The following is a 21,468-nucleotide window of genomic DNA, read 5'->3' on the forward strand; positions in this document are numbered from 1 at the left end:
GGGTAGTGGGCGAGAGCGGAAACCTTCCCGCCGCAACCGTTTCCCGGGACCTCCCGGCAGCCGCGTCCGGGCGAACCGGCCCGTACCGCGCCGACGACCACGCGACTCAGGAGAAGGTCTGAATGAACAAGTCCGACGACAAGCTGGTTCACGCCCTCCGTGCGTCCCTGAAGGAGACCGAGCGGCTTCGCGCGCAGAACAAGAAGCTCAGCGGGGCCGGTCACGAGCCGATCGCGATCGTCGGCATGGCCTGCCGGTTTCCCGGCGGCGTGCGCACGCCCGAGGACCTGTGGCGGTTGCTGGCCGACGGCTCGGACGTCGTCGGCGAGTTCCCGGCCGACCGCGGCTGGGACACCGAGCGGCTCTACGACCCGACCGGCGAGCGGCCGGGCGCCAGCCGCACCCGGCACGGCGGATTCCTGTACGACGCGGCCGAGTTCGACGCCGGGTTCTTCGGCTTCGGCGAGCGGGAAGCGCTCACGATGGACCCGCAGCAGCGCCTGCTGCTGGAGACCACCTGGGAGTCGTTCGAGCGCGCCGGGATCCCGCCGGCTTCGGTGAAGGGCAGCCCGGTCGGGGTGTTCACCGGGGTGATGTACCACAACTACCCGGGCCACTACGGCTCCTCCGCGGTGGTGTCCGGACGGCTCGCCTACGCGTTCGGTCTCGAAGGGCCCACGGTGACCGTCGACACCGCGTGCTCGTCCTCGCTGGTGACCCTGCACATGGCGGTGCAGGCGCTGCGCCAAGGGGAGTGCTCGCTCGCGCTGTCCGGCGGGGTCACGGTGATGTCCTCCCCGCAGACCTTCGCCGAGTTCAGCGTCGACGACACGCTGTCGGTCGACGGCCGGTGCCGGTCGTTCGCCGAGGGCGCGGACGGCATCGGCTGGTCCGAGGGCGCCGGAATGCTGTTGCTGGAACGGCTTTCGGACGCGCGCCGCAACGGGCACCCGGTGTTCGCGGTCGTCCGCGGCAGCGCGGTCAACCAGAACGGCGCCTCGAACGGGATGATGTCGCCGCGCGGACCGGCCCAGCAGCGGGTGATCCGCCAGGCGCTGGCCAACGCCCAGGTGGCGGGCGACGAGGTCGACCTCGTGGAGGCGCACGGCACGGCGACCCCGCTCGGCGATTCGGTGGAGGCGCAGGCATTGCTGGCCACCTACGGCCGGGAACGGCCGGACGGACGGCCGCTGCGGCTCGGTTCGGTCAAGTCGAACCTCGGGCACACCCAGGCGGCGGCCGGGGTCGCTTCGCTGCTCAAGGTCGTGCTCGCGCTGCGCAACGACCTCCTGCCCAAGACGCTGCACGTGGACGAGCCGAACCGCCGGGTGGACTGGGCCTCCGGCGGCGTCGAGCTGCTCACCGAACCGGTGGCCTGGCCGCGCGACGAGCGGCCTCGCCGGGCCGCGGTGTCGGGGTTCGGGATGAGCGGCACCAACGCGCACATCATCCTGGAAGAGGCTCCCGAGGACACCGCGGTCGCGGAGCGGGAAACCCCCGCGGGCGGCGCGATCCCGTGGGTGCTGTCCGGCCGGAACCCCGAATCGCTGCGGGCACAGGCCGCGCGGCTGCGGGAGCACGTCCGCGACCACCCGGATCTCGACCCGCTGGACATCGGCTACTCCCTCGCCACCGGCCGGTCGGCGTTCCCGCACCGGGCCGTCGTCACCGGGACCGGCCGCGAGGAACTGCTTCGCGGCCTGGACGCCGTCGCCGACGGAGAGACCTCCGCCGAGGTCGTGCACGGGGTGGCCCGCGGCGAGACGTCGACGGCATTCCTGTTCTCCGGCACCGCGTCCGGCGGCAATGGACTCGGCCAACAGCTGAGTGCCGCGTTCCCCGCGTTCGCCACGGCGTACGAAGAAGCCCGCGCGAAGCTGGCCGAGCACGGCGAAAACGGCACCGCGTTCGCCGTCGAGGTGGCGTTGTTCCGGTTGCTGGAGTCATGGGGGATCACCCCGGACTTTGTTACCGGGCAAGGGATCGGCGAGCTGAGCGCCGCGCACGTTTCCGGCGTGCTGTCGCTGGCGGACGCGGCCGCGCTGGTGGCGGCTGCCGGCACCGACGCGCTCCAGAAGACCGTCGAATCGGTGAGCTACGCGGAGCCGGGCATCCCGGTGCTGCCGGGCGGCGGCACCGAGCTGGCGAGCGAGGAAGAGCTGCGCTCGCCGGCGTACTGGGTCCGGCGGCTCGGCGCGAAGGCACGTTTCGCGGACGGGATCCGGCACCTGGAAGCCCAGGGCGTGAACCGGTTCATCGAGTTCGGCCCGACGGGCGCGCGGGAAAGCCTGACCGGGAACGCTTTTGTCGGGTCCACGCCGAGCGAGGACGCGGAAGCCCTGACCGCCATGGTCGGAGAGCTGCACGCGCACGGGGTTTCCCCGGACTGGTCGGCGTTCTTCGCCGGCCGTGGCGCGCGCCCCGCCGAACTGCCTACCTACGCCTTCCAGCGGCAGCGGTACTGGCTGCAGTCGGCCAAAATCTACGGCGACCCGGTTTCGCTCGGCCTGGAACCGGTGGACCACCCGTTGCTGGGCGCGGCCACCGTGCTCGCGGACTCCGAGGGCGTCGTGCTGTCCGGCCGCGTCTCCGTCGGTACCCACCCCTGGCTGGCCGACCACGCCGTAGGCGGCTCAATTCTCTTCCCTGGCACGGGTTTCGTGGAACTCGCGATCCGGGCGGGGGACCGGGTGGACTGCTCCCGGCTGCGGGAGCTGACCCTGCAAGCACCGCTGGCGCTGCCCGCGGACGGCGGCGTCCGGATCCAGGTGAGCGTCAACGCTCCGGACGCGTCCGGCGCACGTTCGTTCACGATCAGCTCGCGCACTGACGACCTCACCGGCGACGGGACGTGGACCCGGCACGCCAGCGGGGTGTTGGCCGCTGCGAACGGCACGGCGTCCTTCGCGCTGGCTTCCTGGCCGCCCGCCGAGGCCGAAGAGCTGGAACTCGCGGACCTGTACGAGGAAATGGCGGAGCGCGGTCTGGACTACGGTCCCGTGTTCCGCGGCTTGCGGGCCGCGTGGCGGGGTGCGGACGAGATCTTCGCCGAGGTGAGTTTGCCCGAACGGGCCCGGAGGGACGCGGCCGGTTTCGGGCTGCACCCCGCCGTGCTCGACGCGGCACTACACGCGATCGGCCTTGCGGGCGAAGGAGAAGGCATCTCGTTCCCGTACGCCTGGTCCGGCGTGGAACTGTTTGCCTCGGGTGCCGCGGCGGCGCGGGTGCGGTTGCGGCGCACGGAGCCGGACACCGTGGCGCTGGAACTCGCCGACGTGGCGGGGAACCCGGTTGCCTCGGTCGAATCGCTGACGCTGCGGCAGCTCTCCGAGGAGCAGCTGGCTGCCGTCCGCGGGGCCGCCGCGCCGCGCCGCGAGCCCAGCCGCGCGCCGGAACCGGTCGCGCGGCGCGCCGCCAGCGCACCGGAGACGGCCGCGCAGGCCGGTGCCGAGGCCGACCCGGATTCCTTGCGCGGCAAGCTGCTCGCGCTTCCCGCCACCGAACGGCTCAAGGCCGTGCGCGGGGTCGTCCTCGCCAACGTCGCCGCGGTGCTCGACCAGGACTCGGCGGACCTCATCGACGTCGACCGCGCGTTCAACGACCTCGGGTTCACCTCGCTGCTGGCCGTCGAGCTGCGCAACCAGCTCGGCGCGGCCACCGGGCTGTCCCTTCCGCCCACCCTCGTGTTCGACTTCCCGACCGCGGCGGAGCTGGCCGAGCACCTGTACCAGTCGCTGCTCGGCGAGCTGGACGGCAAGCCGGAGCCGGTCACCCTGACCACCGTGGCCGGCGACGAGCCGATCGCGATCATCGGGATGGCCTGCCGGTACCCCGGGCAGGTCAGCACGCCGGAAGAGCTGTGGCGGCTCGCGTCCTCCGGCGGGGACGGGATCTCGGACTTCCCCACCGACCGGTCGTGGGACCTGGACTACTGGCTCGGCCAGGTCGAGGCGAGCGGGCGGGTGCCGCAAGGCGGGTTCGTGCCCGACCTCACCGGCTTCGACGCGGCCTTCTTCGGGATCAGCCCCAACGAGGCCCCGATGATCGAGCCGCAGCAGCGGATGCTGATGGAGACCTGCTGGGAAGCGCTGGAGCGGGCCGGGATCGACCCGGTCTCGCTCAAGGGCAGCGACACCGGCGTGTTCGCCGGGGTGATGAAGTCGGACTACGACCCGGGGCCGGGCGGCGACCTGGAGACCAACGGCCTGTTCCGCAGCACCGGCGTGCTCGGCAGCGTGGTGTCCGGCCGGGTGTCCTACGCGTTCGGCCTGGAGGGCCCGTCGGTCTCGATCGACACGGCCTGCTCGTCGTCCCTGGTGGCCCTGCATTCGGCGAGCCAGGCGCTGAACCAGGGCGACTGCTCGCTCGCGCTGGTCGGCGGGGTTTCGGCGCTCACCTCGCCGAGCCCGTTCGCCCACTTCGATTCCGGCGGCACCGCCGCCGACGGCCGGTCCAAGTCGTTCTCCGCGGACGCGGACGGCATCGGCTGGTCCGAGGGCGTCGGCGTCCTCGTGGTCGCGCGGCTTTCGGACGCCCTGCGCGACGGCCGCGAGGTCCTCGCGGTGATCCGGTCGAGCGCGGTGGGCCAGGACGGCGCGTCCAACGGGCTGACCGCGCCGAGCGGGTCGTCGCAGGAACGCGTGATCCGCAAAGCACTCGCGCTCGGCGGGCTGCGCCCGTCCGAGGTGGACGTCGTCGAGGCGTCCGCGACCGGCTCCACCCTCGGCGACCCGATCGAGGCGCGCGCACTGCTTTCGGTTTACGGGCAGGACCGGGCCGAGGACAGCCCGCTGTGGCTGGGTTCGGTCAAGTCGAACATCGGCCACAGCCAGGCCGCTTCCGGGGTCGCCGGCGTCATCAAGATGGTGATGGCACTGCGGCACGAGCAGCTGCCGATGACCCGCTACGCGGACAACCCGACCACGCAGGTCGACTGGTCGGCGGGGCAGGTCCGGCTGCTGGCGGAGACGATCCCGTGGCCGGACGCCGGACGTCCGCGCCGCGCCGGGGTCTCCTCGTTCGGATACAGCGGGACCAATGCGCACGTGATCATCGAGCAGGCGCCCGCGCAGGAGAAGGACGAACCCACGCCGCTCGCCGAGCCGCACGGGCCGCTGCCGCTGCTGATTTCCGCGCGCAGCAAGGAAGCCCTTCCGTTGCAGGCACAGCGGTTGCTGTCCCGGCTGACCGCTGACGACGCACCCGGCCTGCCGGACCTCGCGTACTCCCTGGCCACTTTCCGGGCCCCGGCCCCGCATCGCGCGGTCGTGGTCGGTGCGGACCGGGAGGAGCTGCTCGCGGGGCTCGCCGCGCTGGCGAACGACGAGCCCGCCGCCGCCGTGCTACGCGGCAGTGTCCGGGCGGGCGCGAAGACGGCGTTCCTGTTCGCCGGCCACGCCGTCGTCCAGCCCGGCACCGGCAAGGACCTCTGCGCGGCTTTCCCCGCGTTCGCCCGGGAATTCACCGACGTGAGCGAGAAGTTCGGGGCGTACCTGGACCGGCCGCTGCTGGACGTTCTGTTCGCTGAGGAGGGTTCGGTGGACGCGCAGCTGCTCGCGCGGACGTCGTTCACCCAAGCGGCGCTGTTCACCGTGCAGGTCGCGCTGTTCCGGCTGCTCGAATTCTGGGGACAGCGGCCCGACTGCGTGCTGGGCCGGGCCGGCGGCGAGGTGGCCGCCGCGCACGTCGCTGGCGTGCTTTCGCTGCCTGACGCGGTCAAACTGGTCGCCACCCGCGCGCAGCTGCTGGAGGAGATGACCGGCGGCGCGATGGTCGAGATCGAAGCGAGCGAGGAGGAAATCCGTCCGCTGCTGACCGGCCGGGTGGCGCTCGCCGAGGTCGCCGGACCGGCCTCTGTCGTCCTTTCCGGCGACGAGGAACCGGTGCTCGCGATCGCCGCCCAGTGGGAGGAACGCGGACGCCGGACCCGGCGGCTGCCGGTGCACCAGGCCGCGCACTCGCCGCGGGTCGACGAGGTCCTGGAGGAGCTGGCCGAGATCGCCGGGGAGCTGTCGTACGGCGCCCCGCGCGTCCCGGTGCTCTCGACGGTCACCGGCGCCCCGGCCGGGGACGAACTGTCCGATCCCGGACACTGGGTCGCCACGCTGCGGCAGCCGGTCCGCTTCCTCGACGCGGTCCGCGGTCTCGAGGCGATGGGGGTGAACCGGTTCGTGGACCTCGGTCCCGGCGGCGAGCTCGCGCGCGCCGTGCGGCCGGGTCTGACCGGGCCGGGCGAGGACGTAACCGAACTGCCCGTGCTGCCCGGCGATCTCGCCGAGACCACCGCGGTGCTGCGCGCGGCCGGACAGTCGCATGTGGACGGTCTGACCCTCGACGGCACCCGGTTGTTCGCCGGCCTGCAGGTGCGGCGGGTGCCGGTGCCGCCGTATGCGTTCCACCGCAAGCGTTACTGGCCGGACGTCGACATGGAGGCGATCCGGGCGAGCGGCGACCTGGGCTCCACCGGGCTCGAATCGACCGGGCACCCGCTCGTCGGCGCGGCGATGTGGCTGGCCGATTCGGACGGGATCGTGCTCAGCGGCCGGCTCTCCGCCGGCACCCACCCTTGGCTGGCCGAACACACCGTCGGCGGCGAGATCGTGCTGCCCGGCGCGGCGTTCGTCGAGATCGCTGTCCGCGCCGGCGACGAAGCGGGCTGCTCACGGGTCGAGGAGTTGACCGTGCACACGCCGCTCGTGCTGCCGAAGCGCGGGAAGGTGCAGGTGCAGGCCGTGGTCGGCGCGCGGGACGAGTCCGGCGTGCGATCGCTGACGGTGTACTCGCGCCCGGACGACCCGGTCGCCGGGTGGATCCGGCACGCGAGCGGGTCGCTGACCGGCGGGAAGGCCAGGCCGGAGGGGCTCGAGGACTGGCCGCCCGCCGAAGCCGAACCGGTGCCGGTGCACGGCCGGTACGAGGCGCCGGGGCTCGGCCGCGGGCCCGCGTTCCAGGGCCTGCGCGCGGGCTGGCTGCGGGGCGACGAGGTGTTCGCCGAGGTGAGCCTCGGCCAGGAGACGAGCCCGCAGGCCGGCCGGTTCGGGTTGCACCCGGCCGCGCTGGACGCCGCGATCCAGGCGTTCGGCCTGCGTCCCGGCGGCGAGGCGGGGCTCGCGGTCGCCTGGGCGGGCGTCGAACTGCACGCCACCGCGGCGGCGAAGCTGCGCGTGCGGATGACCCCGTTCGGCGAGGACGCGGTCGCGGTGACGCTGGCCGACCAGGCGGGCAAGCCGGTGGCCTCGATCGAGGCCGTGACGGTGCGTCCCGTCTCGGAGGCGCCGGAAACCGTTGCCGCGCCGGTGGAAACCGCCAAGGCCGCACCGGTCGTGGTGCGCCGCACGGCGAGCACCGCCGTCGCGGCCGACCCGGACGTGCTGCGCGAGCGGCTGGCCGGGCACACCCAGGTGCAGCGCGAGAAGATCCTGCTGCAGGTCGTGCTGGAGCACACCGCGGCCGTGCTCGGGTACGCGGACGCCGACGCGGTCGACCCGAACCGGCACTTCCTCGAATCGGGCTTCGACTCGGTGTCCGCGGTGGGCTTGCGCAACAGCCTTAACGAGGCCACCGGGCTGACGGTGTCCCCGACGGTCATCTTCGACCACCAGAACCCGGTGGCGCTGACCGCGCACCTGCTGTCCGAATTGGACGGTGCGGCCGCGGGTTCGCCGGAGGACCCGGCTTCCGACGGGCTGAAGCAGATGTTCTCCGAGGCCGTCCGCGCGGGACAGACGGAGGACGGGCTCGGCCTGCTGAGCGCGGCGGCCCGGCTGCGCCCGGCCTTCCAGTCGGCGGCGGGCATCGGCCAGCTCCCGGTACCGGTCCGGATGGCCGAGGGACCAGGGCGGACGCACCTGCTGTGCCTGTCCACCCCGGCGGCGATGGGCGGCGCGTACCAGTACGCGCGGTTCGCCGCGCACTTCCGCGGCGTGCGCACGCTGTCGGCGCTGCCGATGCCGGGATTCCTGGCCGGCGAGCTGCTGCCGGAGTCGGCCGAGGCCATCCTGGACGTGCTCGCCGAGAGCGTCCGCGAGGCCGTGGGCGACGAGCCGTTCGCGTTGCTGGGGTACTCGTCGGCGGGCATCTTCGCGCACGCCGTCGCGGGCCTGCTGGAGAAGTCGGGCACCGGTCCGGCCGGGGTTGTCCTGCTGGACACCTACGCGGCCAGCGGAGAGGACATCCAGCGCAGCGACCAGGAGGAACGGGACAAGGCCACGCTCGGCCTGGTCTCCGGACTGCTCGCGAACGAGGACCGGTACGGCCCGTACGACCGGACGAAGCTGACCGCGCTCGCCCGGTACCTGGAGGTGCTCCCCGAGGTCGTCCTGCCGGAGATCGCGGCCCCGAGCCTGCTGGTGCGCCCGGAGGACCGGTTCGACGCGCCCGAGGCCGGAACCGAGGACTCGGAAGCGTGGCGGACGGCATGGAGCCTGGCCGACGAGACCGCGGTGGTCCCGGGCGACCACTTCAGCCTGGTGGAGGACAGCTCCGAGACGACGGCACGGGCGGTCGAGGAGTGGCTTGGTTCGTGAGTGGTCGGCGGTAGTTGCGGGATTCGGGCGGCGGGGGTGTCTGGTCAGGTGCCTCCGCCGGTTCGGTGCCCGGAGCGAGACTCTTCGAGGAGGGCGTCCGCGCGGGGTCGGTGATGAGGCCCGGGCGGCGGGGGTGTCTGGTGGTCAGGGCCTTCGCCGTTTCGATGCCTGGAGCGGGATCCTTCGAGGAGAGCGGCCGCGGTGGGCTCGGTTCGTGAGTGGTCGGCGGTAGTTGCGGAATCCCGGCGGCGGAGGTGCCCGACAGTCAGGCACCCCCGCCGTGGTGGCGCCCGGAACGAGTCCCTTCGAGAAGAGCAGCGATCCCGTCGAGCACCCGGTCCAGACCGAAGTCCGCGTCCGCGGCCGCAGGGTACTGCCGTTCGGCCGTGAGGGCGGCCACCCGGGGGTAGCCGCGGTCGGCGAGCAACGGGTGCAGGAACGCGCGGACCCCGGCGGCGTGGCCGGGGAAACTGGCCGAGTCCGGGTCGGCGACGGCGCGGAGGCGTTCGGCCGTTCCGCGGGCGACGTCCGTCACCAGTCTCGCGCAGCCGAGAGCGTCCACATCGGACAGACCGGCGGCGGACAGCGCGGACAGCAGCAGTTCCGTCCAGCCGAGCAGGTGCGGGGTGACGGCATCGCCGCGGACCGGGACGTCGAGCAGCCACGGGCGGGCCCGGTAGCGTTCCAGCGCGGCGTGGGTCCAGGCCCGCGCGGTGGCCCGCCAGCCGAGGTCGTCCGGCAGGTCCGGCGGCGGGCCGAACCCGGCGTCCGCCAGGAGCACCAGGAGTTCGTCCTTCGAGCTGACGTAGCGGTACAGCGCGTTGGTGGTCAGGCCGAGCGAAGCGGCGATGTTGGGCAGGGACGCGGCCGCCAGCCCGTCGGCGTCGGCGAGTTCGACGGCGGCCTCGACGACCTGCGCCACGCTGTGCGAGGGCTTCGGGCCGCGGCGGGCGCGCGGCGCGGCGCCCCAGGCGGGGGTCAGCCCGGGGGGCAGCTGCCGGAGGTCGGCACTATCGGGCTCGGTCGTCATCTTTCGCTCCGCGGGGTCCTTCGAGTAAACTGTGCAAGCCCTACACTAAACAAGCTGAGAGGCTACGGGAAATGGTCGTGGCGGCATCCAAGCCTGCCCCAGCACGCGTCCTGGCCGAAGGTCCGCTGTCGTGAGCGCGACCCGCCGGTTCGCGGGCCGGGTGACCGAGCTGGACCGGAAGCTGGCGGCCACCGAGATCGAGCACGCCCGTTCGGAGGGTGAATACGACGTCGCCGAGGCGGCCCGGCGGCTGGCGCTGGTCCAAACCGCGACCACGCAGGCCGCGTTGCGCGTCGCGGTCGCCGGCCGGGCCGCGGACGCCGTCCCGCCGGCGCTCGAGGCGGCTCCGCGGATCGCGGCCGCGCTGTGGCTGGTCGTCAGCGTCGTGCACGTCGTCATCTGGCTGACGGGCGGCCTGCTCGGGGAGGAGTGGGATCCGTCGTGGCTGCTTTGGGTGCTGTTCGGCGGTGGGGTGCTGGCGGGCGGTGTGTGGGCCGCGCGTGAGTGGGATCGCCGCCTGCGCGCGGTCGCTGGGGCGGGCGGGTAGCACGGTCGTCCGAGGTATGCCTGCCAGGCGCGGCTGCCGGGTGACTCCATGCCGGAAAGTATCGGCGAACCCCGCGGGCCCCGCCGGGCGTGGGCGAACGACCGCGCTTCGCGGCCCGCAATAGGGGTATGGGGGCGACTCGGGCGCGGTTAATCTCGGATCAACATTCGCGCCGGGGTTCCCCGGTTTCTTTTTCTGGAGTGGATTCCATGCGTGTGCTCATGGCCGCCCCGTCTTCGCCCGCCCGGCTGCACAATCTCGCGCCACTCGCGTGGGCATTGCGGACGGCGGGCCATGAAGTGAAAATCGCCGGAAGTTCTTCGTTCGTCGAGGAGATCCTCCGCACCAGTTGCGTGGCGGTCGAGTTGGAAAGCGAAGCCGCGCTCGCCGAGTCCGGCGCCTTAACCGAGTTCGCGGAGTTGTGGCGTCCCCAGGTCGTGGTCTCCGACGCCCTCGCTCCGGCGGGAACAGCCGCCGCGCGAGCGGTCGGGGCCGTCGCGGTCCGCGTCCTCGGCGCGTTGGACGAGCCGGACGCGGACGACACCGCGGACGTCACCTTGGACACCGTGCCACCGTCGCTGCGGAACGGGAGCGGTTCCGTCCGCGCGATGCGGCACGTGCCCTATTTCGGACCCGTGGTGGTGCCGAACTGGTTGCGCCGCAAGGCCCGGCGCGCCCGCGTGCTGCTCTCCCTCACCGACGAGACGCTGTTCGCCCCGCTGTTCGATGCGGTCGCGGGAGCGGACTTCGAACTCGTGTGCGCGGCCCGCGTTCCGGCGGGTGTCACGTTGCCGGCCAACGTCCGGCTCGTCGACTCCGCGCCACCGGCAGCGCTGCTGTCAACGTGTGCGGCGGTCATCCACGACGGCGACGCGGCCCTCGCCCTCGCCGCGGCGGCGAACGGCCTGCCCCAGCTTTCCCTTGCGGAATCGGCGATCACCGCGCGCGTAGCGGCGGTCGGTGCCGGGAAGACCGGCTCCGCCGAAGGGGCCCGCACGTTGACGGCCGACGAGGAGCTGGGTCGCGCCGCGAAGGCGTTGCGGGAAGAGATCGCCGCGCTGCCCGCCCCGCGCACCGTCGTCGCCGAACTGACCCGCTGATTGAGGAGTCTCCTCGGCGCGAAACCACTGTCCGTGAGGGGAACCCGGAGGGAATCAAAGTCCCTCGGGGTTCCCCTCACGGGCGTCCGGGGCCGGAACCCACCCGGACTCCGCCGGTTAGGGGTGGGGCGGGAGAACACATCTGGATAGCGTTTTTCCCGGAATCATCCGGAAAATCGCGGCGACTTCCCGAGGCGGTCGATGACGTGAGTGCCAATTCCCGCTACGCCGGAGCCGAACTGGGGGCAATGACGTGAGCACGGAAAACGAGGGCAAGCTCCTCGGTTACCTCAAGCGCGCCACCGCCGAACTGCGCGAGGCGAAGCAGGCTCTGCGCGACGAGCGGCAGGCCGGCTCCGAGCCGATCGCGATCGTCGGCATGGACTGCCGGTACCCCGGCGGCGTCGGCTCCCCGGAGGACCTGTGGGAGCTGGTGGCGACCGGCACCGACGCCATCGGCCCGTTCCCCGCCGACCGCGGCTGGGCGCTGGAGGCCCTCTACGACCCGTCGGGCGAGCGGCCCGGCACCACGAACACCCGCGAGGCCGGATTCCTTTACGACGCCGCCGAGTTCGACCCCGAGTTCTTCGGCATCTCGCCGCGCGAGGCACGCGCGATGGACGCCCAGCAGCGGCTGCTGCTGCAGACGTCCTGGACCGCGCTGGAGCGGGCTGGCATCGTGCCGGAGACGCTGCGCGGCAGCAGCACCGGTGTGTTCGCCGGCGTGATGTACCACGACTACCTCGGCCACGAGGCCGCCGGCAGCGTCGTCTCCGGCCGGGTCGCGTACGCGCTCGGGCTGGAGGGCCCGGCGGTGACGGTGGACACCGCGTGCTCGTCGTCGCTCGTCGCGCTGCACTGGGCCGCTCAGGCGCTGCGCCGCGGCGACTGCTCGCTGGCCCTCGTCGGCGGGGTCACGGTGATGGCCACGCCGGGGACGTTCGTGGACTTCGCCGAGCAGCGCGGCCTGTCGGACGACGGACGCTGCAAGGCGTTCGCCGCGGGCGCCGACGGCACCGGCTGGGGCGAGGGCGTCGGCGTGCTCGTTGTCGAGCGGCTGTCCGACGCCCGTCGGCTCGGCCACGACGTGCTCGCCGTCGTGCGCGGCAGCGCGGTGAACTCGGACGGTGCCTCCAGCGGGCTCACCGTGCCTAACGGACCGGCGCAGCAGCGGGTCATCCAGCAGGCGCTCGTGGCGGCCGGACTGTCCACATCGGACGTAGACCTTGTCGAAGGCCACGGCACCGGAACGAAGCTGGGCGACCCGATCGAGGCGCAGGCCCTGCTGGCGACCTACGGCCAGCGCCCCGAAGCGGCCGGAGAGCCGCTCTGGCTCGGCTCGCTCAAATCGAACATCGGGCACGCGCAAGCGGCGGCCGGGGTCGGCGGCGTGATCAAGGTCGTGCAGGCCATCCGCCACGGCGTGCTGCCGAAAACTCTGCACGTGGACGCGCCTTCGCCGCACGTCGACTGGTCGGCAGGCCGGGTCGAGCTGCTCACCGAGTCCCGCGAATGGCCCGCGGTGTCCCGGCCGCGGCGCGGCGCGGTGTCGTCCTTCGGCATCAGCGGCACGAACGCTCACGTGATCGTCGAGCAGGCGGAGGCGGTCCCGGAGGTGCCGGTGACCCCGCCCGCGCTGCCCGTCTTCGCGTGGCCGGTCTCGGCCGACTCCGCCGACACCCTGGCCGCGCAGGCGCAGCGGCTCGCCGAACACGTCGATACCGCCGATTCGCCCGCCGACCTCGGTTTCTCGCTCGCCACCACCCGTTCCGCGCTGGACCACCGGGCCGTCGTCGTCGGCTCCGACGACGCGGAGTTGCTCGCCGGGCTGACCGCGCTCGCCGAGGGCACCGACGCGCCCGGTGTGGTGCGCGACCGGCGGGGCAGCGGCCGAACCGCGTTCCTGTTCACCGGTCAGGGCGCGCAACGCGCCGGGATGGGCACGGAACTCGCCGCGAAGTATCCGGTGTTCGCCGAGGCTTTCGACGCGGTGTGCGCTGAGCTGGACCCGCACCTCGACCGTCCACTGAAGACAGTCCTCGACGATGCCGCCGAGCTGGAGCGCACGGGATTCACCCAGCCCGCGTTGTTCGCGGTGGAGGTGGCGCTGTTCCGGTTGCTGGCGTCGTGGGGCATCAAGCCCGACTTCCTGCTCGGCCATTCGATCGGCGAGCTGGCCGCGGCACACGTCGCCGGGATTCTTTCGCTTCCGGACGCGGCGGCGCTGGTCGGCGCGCGGGCGCGGTTGATGCAGGCGCTTCCGTCCGGTGGGTCGATGGTGGCTTTGCAGGCGACCGAGGACGAGGTCACCCCGCATTTGACCGCCGAGGTCAGCATTGCCGCGATTAATGGTCCGGATTCGGTGGTGCTTTCTGGTACCGAAGCCGCGGTCGCCGCGGTGGTGGCGGAGTTCGAGGGTCGGAAGTCCTCGAAGCTCAAGGTGTCGCATGCGTTCCACTCACCGCTGATGGAGCCGATGCTCGCCGAATTCGCGGTCTTCGCGGAGAAACTCGCCTACGCGAAGCCGCGGATTCCGATCATCTCCACGGTCGGTTCCGGCGATAATCTGTCCACTTCGGACTATTGGGTGCGTCAAGTCCGCGCCGCGGTCCGGTTCCACGCCGGGGTTCAGACGCTGGTGGACGAGGGCGTTCGGACGTTTGTCGAGATTGGACCGTCCGCGGTGCTCACCGCCGCCGCCCAGAACGGGTTCGACGACGACGCCCTCGCGTTCGTCCCGGCACAGCGCAAGGACCGCGCCGAGGCCCACACCGTCGTCACCGCGCTCGCGACCCTGCACGCCCGGGGGATTCCGGTCGACTGGGCCGCGTTCTACGCTGGTGCCCGGCGGGTCGCGTTGCCCACCTACTCGTTCCGCCGCACCCGCTACTGGGCGCCCGCCACCACCGCCGCCGGGGATGCCGGGGACCACGGCCTGCAGCCCGCAGGACACCCCGTGCTCAGCGCCGTCGTGCGAGTTCCGGACTCCGACCTGCTGGTGCTGACCGGCCGGCTGTCCGCCAGCACCGCGCCGTGGCTGGCCGACCACGTTGTCCTCGGCACGATCCTGTTGCCCGGCACGGCTTTCCTCGAGCTGGCGCAGCGCGCCGCCGACGAAGCCGGTTGCGCCCGGATCGAAGAGCTGACGCTGCACGCTCCGCTGACCTTGCCCGAGGGCGGGGGCGCGGCGATCCAGGTTTCGGTGGACGCCGAAAACGACGGCCGCCGTCAGCTCACCGTCCACTCGCGACTCGACGGCCAAGACGCCTGGATCCGGCACGCAAGCGGTTTCGTTGCTCCGGCAGAGGAAACGCCGTCGGTCGACCTCGCCGAATGGCCGCCGTCCGGTGCCACCAAGGTCGAGCTGGCCGATCCGTACGCGACTCTCGCCGCCTTGGGCTACGACTACGGCCCGGCTTTCCAGGGCCTGCGGGCGATGTGGCGCCACGGGGACGACATCTACGCCGACGTCGTCCTGCCCGACAGCGCCGACGCCGTCGGCTACGGCCTGCACCCGGCGCTGCTCGACGCGGCGATGCACGCCCAGCTGCTCGGCCCGGAGCCCGAGGACTGCGAAGCGAAGCCGATGCTGCCGTTCGCCTTCACTGGCACCACCCTGCACCGCGCGGGTGCGGCGGCGTTGCGGGTGCACGTCTCGCCGACCAGCCCGGACACCATCACGCTGCGCATTGCCGACGACGCTGGCGCGCCCGTGCTGTCCGTCGAGTCACTGGCCGCGCGGCCGATCTCGCTGGACAAGCTGGCACCGAGCCGGGATTCGCTGTTCCGCGTGGCCTGGGAACCCGCTTCGGCCACCGGGAACGCCGGTGCCGCCAAGGTCCTGGAAGTGTCCACTCCGGACGGTCCGCCGCCCGCCGCGGCTCGCGCGGTCGCCCGGCAGGTGCTCACCGCGGTGCGGGAACTGCTCGCCGAGGACGGCGAGACCCGTTTGGCGGTGGTCACGCGGGGTGCGGTGGCGGTCGGCGGCGAGGACGTCGACCCGGCCCTCGCGCCGGCCTGGGGCCTGGTGCGGGCGGCCGAAGCCGAGAACCCGGGCCGGTTCGCGCTCGTCGACCTCGACGCGGACGGCACCGTCGAGGCCGCGTTGGCCACCGGCGAACCCGAGTCGGCCGTCCGCGGCGGCAAGGTCCTCGTGCCGCGGCTGACTCCCGCGACCTCGCAGGCCGGGGAACTGAACTGGAACCCGGACGGGACGGTCCTCATCACCGGGGGCACCGGCGGGCTCGGCGCGGTCGTGGCGAAGCACCTGGTGACGCAGCACGGCGTGCGCCGCCTCCTGCTCACGAGCCGCCGGGGCGCGGCTGCGCCCGGCGCGGCCGAACTGAGCGAAGAACTCCGGCAACTGGGCGGCGAGGTGACGATCGCGAGCTGCGACGTCACCGACGCGGCGTCCGTGCGGTCGCTGCTCGACACGGTCCCGGCCGAAGCTCCGCTGACCGCCGTCCTGCACGCCGCGGGCGTCCCCGCCGCCGGCCGGGTCGAGGATCTCGCCGACGATGAGCTGGACCGCGTCTTCGCCCCCAAGGTCGACGGCGCGTGGCACTTGCACGAGATGACCCGCGACTTGGCCGCGTTCGTCCTGTTCTCCTCGGCCGCGAGCACCGTCCTCGCGGCTGGGCAGGCAGGGTATGCGGCAGCCAACGCGTTCCTCGACGAACTGGCTGAACACCGTCGGGCACAAGGACTTCCGGCGACCTCGTTGTGCTGGGGCGCGTGGTCCGAAGAGGGCGGCATGGCGGGCGAACTGTCCGAAGCGGACCTCCGCCGGCTCCGCCGCCTCGGCACGCCGCCGATGGCGACCGCCGAAGGTCTCGCCCTGCTCGACGCGTCCCTCACCGCCGAGGACGCCGTGCTCGCGCCGGTGCGGCTCGACCTCACCGCGCTGCGCGCCCGCGGCGACGCGCTGCCGCCGGTCCTGCGCGGACTGGTCCGGCCCGCACCGAGCCGCCGCCCGGCCGCCCGGTCCGGCGGCGCGGTCGCCGCCCGGCTGGGCACGCTGCCCGAGGCCGAGCGCGAGGCCTACCTGCTGACCGTGGTGGCCGAGCAGGTCGCGGCGGTGCTGGGCTTCGCTTCGGCCGCGGCGGTCGAGTCCGAGCGGGCCTTCCAGGAGATGGGTTTCGACTCGCTCACCTCCGTCGAGCTGCGCAACCAGCTCGGCGCGCTGACCGGCCTGAAGCTGACCGCGACCATCGTGTTCGACCACCCGACGCCGGCCGCGCTCGCCCGCCGCCTGCACGAACTGCTCGGCGCGGGCCGGGGTCCGGCCGAACCGCTGCTGAGCGAGATCGACCGGCTGGAAACGCTGCTCGGCGGCGCGGCCGGAACGCTGAACGGGTCGACCGCGAAGGTCGCCGCGCGGCTGGACGCCCTGGTGCGCAAGTGGGCCGACGCGCACGCCGGAGCAGAAACCGAAGCCGATCTGGACGAGGCCACCGACGACGAGCTGTTTGCCGTCCTGGACGACGAATTGGGCATCTCATGAACGGGCAGACCATGAGCAACGAGGACAAGCTCCGCGACTACCTGAAGCGTGCGACGGCCGACCTGAAGCAGGCCCGCCGCCAGCTGCACGCGCTGGAGGCGCGCGACACCGAGCCGATCGCGATCATCGGCATGAGCTGCCGTTACCCCGGGGGCATCGCGACGCCGGACGACCTCTGGGACGTGGTCGACGAGGGCCGGGACGTGATCGGCGAGTTCCCCGCCGACCGCGGCTGGGACATCGAAGGCGTTTACGACCCGACGCCCGAGCGGCCCGGCAAGACCTACACCCGGCACGGCGGTTTCCTTTACGACGCGGCGAATTTCGACGCGGAGTTCTTCGGCATCAGCCCGCGGGACGCCCGCCGCGCCGACCCACAGCAGCGGATTTTGCTGGAAGCCTCCTGGGAAGCGTTCGAGCGCGCCGGGCTCGATCCGCAGGCGCTGAAGGGCAGCTCGACCGGGGTCTACGCCGGGGTGATGTACCACGATTACAGCGGCGGCAGCCCCGAGGGCAGCCTGGTTTCCGGGCAGGTGTCCTACACGCTCGGCCTTGAGGGGCCGTCGGTTTCGGTGGACACCGCGTGCTCGTCCTCGCTGGTGGCACTGCACATGGCGGCGCAGGGCCTGCGTCGCGGAGACTGCACGCTCGCGCTGGTCAGCGGTGTCGCGGTGATGGGCACGCCGGAGATGTTCGTCGACTTCTCCAGCCGTCGCGGTCTGGCCGCGGACGGCCGGAGCAAGTCGTTCTCCGACGACGCGGACGGCACGTCGTGGGCCGAGGGCGTCGGCGTGCTCGTGCTGGAGCGCGTCTCGGAGGCGCGCCGCAACGGCCACCGGATCCTCGCGGTGCTGCGCGGGACCGCGGTGAACCAGGACGGCGCGAGCAACGGTTTCTCCGCTCCGAACGGTCCTTCGCAGGTCCGGGTGATCGAGGCGGCGCTGGCCGACGCTGGACTGTCGGTGTCCGATGTGGACGCGGTCGAGGCGCACGGCACCGGAACCGCTTTGGGCGACCCGATCGAAGCCCAGTCGTTGCTGGAGACCTACGGGCAGCGCACGACGGGGGAGCCGCTGCTGCTCGGGTCGATCAAGTCGAACATGGGCCACCCGCAGGCCGCCGCCGGCGTCGCGGGCGTGATCAAGATGGTGCAGGCACTGCGGCACGGCAAACTGCCGAAGACGCTGCACGTCGGTACGCCGTCGAAGCACGTCGACTGGACCTCCGGTGCGGTCGAGCTGCTGACGGAATCGCGCGAGTGGCCCGAGGTCTCGCGTCCGCGCCGCGCGGCGGTGTCCTCGTTCGGCGTCAGCGGCACCAACGCGCACGTGATCCTGGAGCAGGCACCGAGCGAGGAGCGGGAAGAACCGCCCGCGCCGGTGGTCCATCCGCTCGTGCTGTCGGCGAAAACCCCGGCCGCGCTGGCCGCGGCCGCCGGCCGGATAGCGTCCCATGTGGACGGTCACGCCGCCGAACTCGCCGACATCGCGCACACCCTCGCCGCCGGGCGAGCCCGGTTCGACCACCGCGCCGTGGTGCTCGCCGGAGACAGCACGCAGGCCGCCGAGGCGCTGCGCGCGCTGGCCGCCGGCGGATCGCGCCCGGACGTCGTCACCGGGACCGCGGACGTACGCGGCAAGACCGTGTTCGTGTTCCCCGGCCAAGGCTCGCAGTGGACCGGCATGGCGACCGCGTTGCTGGAGCAGTCGCCGGTGTTCGCCGCGCGGATGGCCGAATGCGACGCGGAACTGCGGAAGTTCGTGGACTGGTCGGTCATCGCGGTGCTGCGCGGCGAGCCGGGCACCCCGCCGGCCGACCGCGTGGACGTGGTGCAGCCGATGCTGTGGGCGGTGATGGTTTCGCTGGCCGCGCTGTGGCGGGCGCACGGCGTCGAGCCGGACATGGTGATCGGTCACTCGCAGGGCGAAATCGCCGCCGCGAGCGTCTCGGGCGCACTGTCGCTTGAGGACGGTGCCCGAGTAGTCGCGTTGCGCAGCAAGGCGATCGGCGATGTCCTCGGCGGCCGGGGCGGCGGGATGCTCGCCGTCGGACTGCCCGCTTCCAGCCTCGGCGCCCGGCTCGAAGCCTGGGACGGCCGGATCTCGGTGGCCGCGGACAACGGCGCCACCTCGGCGGTGCTCTCCGGAGACGGCGACGCCCTCGACGAACTGCGCGACCAGCTCGTCGCCGAGGGGTTCCGCGCCAAGCGGGTGCCGGTGGACTACGCGTCGCACTCCGCGCACGTCGAGCACCTCGCCGACCGGCTGCTGGCCGACCTCGGCCCGGTCGCTCCCGGAGCCGGGACGGTCGCGATGACCTCCACGGTGACCGGGGAGCCGGTGGTCGAGTCCACTGTGGATGCCCGGTACTGGTTCACCAACCTGCGCACCACGGTCCGGTTCGCGCCGGTGGTCGCGCAGCTCGCCGAGGCGGGTTACACGCGGTTCGTCGAGATCAGCCCGCATCCGGTGCTGGCCATGAGCATCCAGGAGACGCTGGACGAAACGGGCCGCACCGGCTCGGTCGTCGGCACGCTGCGCCGCGACGAGGGCGACCTGACCCGGTTCGCGACGTCGATGGCGGAGTACTCGGTCCGCGGCGGCTCGGTCGACTGGCTCTCGCTGGTCCCCGGCGGCCGGATTGCCGACCTGCCGACGTATCCGTTCCAGCACAAGCGTTTCTGGCACGAGGAAGAAACTGGCACCGCGACGGCGGCCTCCGCTCCGGCAGCCGACCAGGACTTCTGGCAGGACGTGACCGGCGGCGACGTCGACGCGCTCGCCGCCCGGCTCGGGATCGAAGCGGCTCCGCTGGCGGAGGTCGTCCCGGCACTGGCCGCCTGGCACAGCCGCCGCAGCGAACTGTCCACAATAGAATCGTGGCGCTACCGCGTCTCGTGGGCGCCGGTGAGCGTCGCGGGCGAGCTGTCCGGCAGCTGGCTGGTCGTCGTTCCCGCCGATGTTCCCGAGGCGGCCGAATTGGCCGACGCGCTGGGCGACGTCGTGCGGGTGACCGCGACGGCGGACCGCGAGGAACTGGCCGGGCTGCTCGCCGAGGCGACAGCGCAGCGCTCGTTCGACGGCGTGCTGTCGCTGCTCGCCCTCGACACCCGCGAACACCCGGAGCACCCCGCGCTCAGCACCGCGGTCGCCGCCACCATCGCGCTGCTGCAAGCCCTGCGCGACACCGGGATCGACGCCCCGGCCTGGGTGGTCACCCGTGGCGCGGTCGCGGTGGACGCCTTCTCCAGCGCCGACCCGGCCGCCGCGGCGGTGTGGGGCCTCGGCACGGTCGTCGCGCTCGACCAACCCGCTACCTGGGGCGGTCTCGTCGACGTCGAGGGGCCCGCGGACGCCGCGCGGCTGGCCGCGGTGGTGTCCGGAGCGGACAACGAGGACCAGGTCGCGATCCGGCCGTCCGGGGTGTTCGCGAAGCGGATGGTGCGCGCGCCGCTGGCAGCGACCGAAACGGAATGGAAGCCGCGCGGCACCGTGCTCATCACCGGCGGCACCGGCGCGGTCGGCGCGCACGTCGCGCGCTTGCTGGCCGGACGGGGTGCGGAGCATCTGGTGCTGACCAGTCGTCGCGGACTCGAAGCCGAAGGCGCGCGTGAGCTGGTGGAAGAGCTGTCCGGCACGCGCGTCACGGTCGCGGCCTGCGACGTCACCGACCGGGCGGCGCTGTCCAAGCTGCTGGCCGAGCATCCGCCCACTGCGGTGGTGCACGCCGCCGGGGTGCTGACCGACGAACCCGCTCTGGCCGACGTCACGCCGGCGGAATTCGCTGCCGCCACGCGCGCCAAGATCACCGGCGCGGCCCTGCTCGACGAGCTGCTGGGCGACACCGAACTGGACGCGTTCGTGCTGATGTCCTCCGGCGCTGCCGTGTGGGGCACCTCCGGCCAGCCCGCCTACGCCGCGGGCAACGCCTACCTCGACGCGCTCGCCCGCCGTCGCCGCGCCGCCGGACGCACCGCGACCGCGGTCGCGTGGGGCTCGTGGGGCGGCGGGGGCATGGTCGGCGCCGAAGCGAGCGACCTGCTGCGGCGGATCGGCCTGGCCGAGATGGCCCCGGAACTCGCCGCCGAGGCACTGGGCCAGGCACTGGACCGCGACGAGGCCCACCTGGTGGTCGCCGACATCGACTGGGCCACGTTCGCCCCGGTGTACCAGCTCGCCCGGCCGCGGCCGCTGCTGCGCGCGCTGGCCGAGGTCGCCGAGGAGGAGACCGGCCCGGTCGAGGACACCGGCGACCTCAAGGGGAAGCTGGCCTCGCTGACGCCCGCCGAACAGCAGCGGACGCTGCTGGACCTGGTCCGCGGCCAGGTCGCCGTGGTCGCCGGCTACGACAACGCCTCGGCGGTCGAACCGGCCCGCGCGTTCAAGGAACTCGGGTTCGATTCGGTGACCGCGGTCGACCTGCGCAACCGGCTCGGCGCCGCCACCGGGCTCAAGCTCCCGGCCAGCGTCGCCTTCGACCACGTCAACCCGCGGGCGCTCGCCGAGCACCTGTGGACGCAGCTGGGCGGCGGCGAAGCGGCGGTCCCGCTGGAAACGGAACTGGACCGGCTCGAGGCGGTCACGTCCACTTTGGACGCCGCGGAGATCGACCGGTCCCGGATCATCGCCCGCCTGCAGGCGATCGTGACCGCCCTGCACAAGACCCAGGCCGGCACCAAGGCCACCGACGTCCTGCGAACCGCGACCACGGACGAGCTGTTCGCCCTCATCGACAACGAACTCGGCGCCTGAGCGCACCCACCC

General features: G+C 72.9%; 5 protein-coding genes and 1 pseudogene. 5 read left to right on the top strand and 1 reads right to left on the bottom strand.

Translation table 11 applies throughout. The features are described from left to right. Positions 1–122: 122 nt before the first annotated feature. A pseudogene (locus F9C11_RS15990) lies at positions 123–8,525 on the top strand (beta-ketoacyl synthase N-terminal-like domain-containing protein); the annotation flags it as partial. 265 nt (positions 8,526–8,790) lie between these two features. Here F9C11_RS15990 and F9C11_RS15995 read toward each other — a convergent pair. After that, positions 8,791–9,555, bottom strand: a complete 765-nt coding sequence (locus tag F9C11_RS15995; RefSeq protein WP_409185652.1) for a TetR/AcrR family transcriptional regulator — start codon at positions 9,553–9,555, stop codon at positions 8,791–8,793. Between the two features lie 130 nt (positions 9,556–9,685). Between F9C11_RS15995 and F9C11_RS16000 the strand changes: the two genes are divergently transcribed. The 4 genes from F9C11_RS16000 to F9C11_RS16015 all read left to right on the top strand — a co-directional run bounded on the left by F9C11_RS16000 (position 9,686) and on the right by F9C11_RS16015 (position 21,456). Continuing rightward, the gene (locus F9C11_RS16000) at positions 9,686–10,102 is read left to right on the top strand and encodes a hypothetical protein (RefSeq protein ID WP_409185653.1); all 417 of its coding nucleotides are present in this window, start codon (positions 9,686–9,688) and stop codon (positions 10,100–10,102) included. 209 nt (positions 10,103–10,311) lie between these two features. Further along, entirely contained in the window at positions 10,312–11,202 is an 891-nt protein-coding gene (locus F9C11_RS16005; protein ID WP_409185654.1) for a nucleotide disphospho-sugar-binding domain-containing protein, read from the top strand. A 253-nt stretch (positions 11,203–11,455) separates the two neighbouring features. Beyond that, a complete protein-coding gene (locus tag F9C11_RS16010; protein WP_409185655.1) occupies positions 11,456–16,705 on the top strand; it encodes an SDR family NAD(P)-dependent oxidoreductase in 5,250 nt (1,749 codons plus the stop codon). Beyond that, positions 16,690–21,456 (top strand): type I polyketide synthase, encoded by a 4,767-nt coding sequence (locus F9C11_RS16015; RefSeq protein ID WP_409186918.1) that lies wholly within the window; start codon positions 16,690–16,692, stop codon positions 21,454–21,456. Before F9C11_RS16010 ends, F9C11_RS16015 begins: the two co-directional genes overlap by 16 nt. Positions 21,457–21,468 lie beyond the last annotated feature (12 nt).

It is taken from the genome of Amycolatopsis sp. VS8301801F10 (genome assembly GCF_046195355.1).
Lineage (GTDB): Bacteria > Actinomycetota > Actinomycetes > Mycobacteriales > Pseudonocardiaceae > Amycolatopsis.